Here is a 3,211-nt window from a genome sequence, read left to right on the forward strand (position 1 = left end):
GTAGCGGGCCCGGTTCTCGCTCGTCCACATCGGCAGCCTCCCAGAATCGGCTGCCTTCAATCACAAACCGCTCGCATCATTCAATATGACGCCGGACAGACACCAAGGCACCATCGGCAGCTCGGCTTTGGCGGGACTAATATACGATGTCTGGACCACCCAAACGAAGAACGGCGCATATTTTTTTGGACAGATGTAGACCTTGCTGGACGATATAACACCAAGTAAGACCTTAATAGACTGTTTGACTGATGTTGACCTCGGCTAATGACCTATGTATGTCTTGTTTGTCGATCAAATTCGATCGAAGTTAAAAAATGATCTGGTTCTTTAGAACTATAAAACACGGAGTCTGGCGAAATGAATGCGAGAAAAAAGTCTGATCTGATTGCTGAATGTGATGAGGTCTTTGAGGATGCGATCAAGGCGTTGAATTATGTAAAGCTCAGATGCTGTTCTAAAGAAGAGCAAACGAATATGAATGCGTTAATAGCTGAATATTCCACTTTTAATTTGATTAGAAATATGATTATTGACTCTGAGACGGGTAAATTTGTTACTGGAGAGGCGCTTACATCGGTAATCATCGCAATAACTCGTGCTGCGAGTGATGTATTCTCAAGTTTGTTCCCTATGCTTCAGTACAAAGCGTTCAATTTGGTAGGTGAGCTTTCGCAGGCAAGGTATGAGATATGCCTAACTCACAACTATGATGATGCAAATGAACCTGAGCATTCTATCGGCGCGACAAAGTAGAAGATTTGTTGTTTGACTCAATTTATACTGAGTTAAGCATCCAAGTAAATACAAGGCGAGCGGTCGGTACAGGAAGTGTTTGAGTTTGCATAAACAAATTCTCTGATGCTTTGCGTATGCTTCCGCCGCCTACTCCATGTAATTTTGAAAATTTAATCGACCTTGCTATATATACAGCTCCAACGAGCGGGAGGTGGCCTACCCCTACGGCGAACTCGACACCCTGGTGCCGGCCTATGCCACGACGATCCACAAATCGCAGGGCTCGGAATACCCGGCGGTGGTGATCCCGCTGGCGATGCAGCACTGGACGATGCTGGCGCGCAACCTCCTCTACACAGGGGTGACGCGGGGCAAACGCCTCGTCGTGCTGATCGGGCAGCGCAAAGCGATTGGGATCGCCGTACGCGGGGGCAATATGCGTCCACGCTGGACCAAGCTGCGCGAATGGCTGGCGCGATGACGGACCTGTGATGTACATGGCCGCCCGATGGCGCAAGCTGCTACACGGCCTTTCCGAACCTTAGGCTTGGAGACGCTGTGGATGGTGGACCGCTCGTTTTGCGACCACACTATGAGTTGAAAGATGACCGAGGGTGATACGCTCGTGAAGGCACTTGCCGACGTGAGGCAGCGCAAGGCTGAGTTGCAATCCGAGTTCGACCGGATCAGCACGGAATTGGCGAAGCTGAAGCTCGCGGAGAAGGCGTTGGCCGCCATTGTCGAGGGGCACCGCTCGACGCCGGGGGCCTGCTATCGGATGCCGACGACGGCCATACGCGAGCTCAACGCGGGACCGCTCGTGGCGTGCGCGGCCCAGGGGCCAACTCGGCTAAAGGCCGGCTCAGGGCGTTGCTGCATGAGACTGGACCGCAGGGCCTGTCACAGGCGGAGATTGCCCGTCGGCTTCCAGACGTCGCAGAAGGCACGCTCAACGCGTATCTCAGCGTCATGGTGACGAGGGGCGAAGCGGTGCGGCGCGGCGACTTCTACACGGCCGAGGGCGTGCGAGCGGACGACGAGAAGATTGAAGACGTCGGTAGTGCTGATGGCACAACTCGACACGACCAAATCGAGCCAGATGAAGCGGCCGAGTGACAGGCTCATCTTCGCTTGCAGGCAAATAACATACACATTTTGAATGTGCTTGAGCCCAGCGGATCGTTTTTGAGTCTTGAATGTAGTGGAGACGGACTACAGAACACGTGAGTCACACCTTCGCAGGCACCTATGGACGGCCTCAACCGCGCAAGGCCCGCGGGAGTGTTGCCGCTACGTTCTTGCCCGTAGCCCTCCGAATCAGCGATATTATCGACATGCGGAAGTCGGTGTTCATCCTTGTCTTGATCGGTGCTGCGAGCCCTCCGAACGCGGTCCGAGCGGCTGCACCCACCGGGTCGTCAGCCGATCTTGCAGCCTTGGAGCAGGCGTGGAACGGCTGCGTTCGTGAAGCCTTTGCGCGACAGCCGGCGGTGCAAAGCAAGGCTGGCTCCCAGCGCAATGCTCTGGACGAATGCAAGCCATACGAGGACGCCTTCGTGGCAGCGCGCATGGCCGAGGACGGGGACGTGCGGCGCGGCAGCCGGTCATTGCCGGACCGCGCGAAGGCGTGGGCGGCATCCGTTGCCGCCTACGTCATGGATCCGCTCACCTCGTGGATCGAAATGCTGCGGCGCTGAGGGGCTTCACTCAGCCGCTGCAGCAGCGGGAGCCTTCTTCCGGCCGCCCGCCTTCGGTGCCGCTGCAGCAGGTGCTTTCCGAGGTCGACCAACCTTCTTCGGTGCCTCGGATACCGTCTCGGCTGCAACAGAGGACTTCGCGGCAGCCTTCCGGCGCTGCTGGCCCAGGCCGAGGGTACGAGCCAATTCGGACCGCTGTGCCGAATAGTTCGACGAGGTCATCGGGTAGTCTCGGGGCAAGCCCCACTTCTCCCGGTAGGCCTCGGGTGTCAGGCCGCGCAGGGTCAGGTGCCGCCGCAGGGTTTTGTAGCTCTTGCCGTCCTCGAAGCTGACGAGGTGCTCCGGCGTCATCGACTTCTTGATCTGAGCGGGCGTCGCCTTCTCCGGCCCCGCATCGACCGTTGCGCCTTTGTTCGTGAGGCCAGTCAGCGCAACGTGGACGCCAGCGATGAGCGCTGAAAGCTCAGTCGCTGGAACCGGATTGTTCGACACGTAAGCCGAGACAATTTCTGCGGCCAACTCGATGGTATCCATCTGAGCGGTTGAAGTGCCTTCGTCCATTTTAGTCGCCTCCGAATACGGAGTATAACGAACATTCCAAAATGACCCTGTCGTCAAGCCGTCCCAAGCACGAAATGCTTCGTTGTCATCTTTTTCCGCCAGAGATTACAAAAATCTGGCTGGGATGACCGGTAGAGACCGTCTCGCAGCTGCCGCTGGCATGGAATTGAAGGATTCAACTCACACCGACGCGGCACTGGTCAGCCCCCATTGAA

General features: G+C 56.5%; 3 protein-coding genes and 2 pseudogenes. 4 read left to right on the forward strand and 1 reads right to left on the reverse strand.

Annotated elements, in window-relative coordinates:
* The first annotated feature begins 360 nt into the window (after positions 1 to 360).
* From COGEMETH_RS25045 to COGEMETH_RS25060, 4 genes and pseudogenes are all read left to right on the forward strand, one after another.
* Complete coding sequence (locus COGEMETH_RS25045; RefSeq protein ID WP_238185375.1) at positions 361 to 756, forward strand: hypothetical protein; 396 nt, start codon at positions 361 to 363, stop codon at positions 754 to 756.
* 187 nt (positions 757 to 943) lie between these two features.
* Positions 944 to 1,219: pseudogene (locus COGEMETH_RS25050) on the forward strand (ATP-binding domain-containing protein); the annotation flags it as partial.
* 123 nt (positions 1,220 to 1,342) lie between these two features.
* A pseudogene (locus COGEMETH_RS25055) lies at positions 1,343 to 1,854 on the forward strand (hypothetical protein).
* A 218-nt stretch (positions 1,855 to 2,072) separates the two neighbouring features.
* Complete coding sequence (locus COGEMETH_RS25060) at positions 2,073 to 2,435, forward strand: hypothetical protein (protein WP_238185376.1); 363 nt, start codon at positions 2,073 to 2,075, stop codon at positions 2,433 to 2,435.
* Between the two features lie 6 nt (positions 2,436 to 2,441).
* On the opposite strand, the gene COGEMETH_RS25065 is transcribed toward COGEMETH_RS25060, so the two are convergent.
* Positions 2,442 to 2,996: a Ros/MucR family transcriptional regulator gene (locus COGEMETH_RS25065; protein ID WP_238185377.1), complete on the reverse strand. Its 555-nt coding sequence runs from the start codon at positions 2,994 to 2,996 to the stop codon at positions 2,442 to 2,444.
* Positions 2,997 to 3,211 lie beyond the last annotated feature (215 nt).

It is taken from the genome of Methylobacterium trifolii (assembly GCF_022179685.1).
GTDB classification, from domain to species: domain Bacteria; phylum Pseudomonadota; class Alphaproteobacteria; order Rhizobiales; family Beijerinckiaceae; genus Methylobacterium; species Methylobacterium trifolii.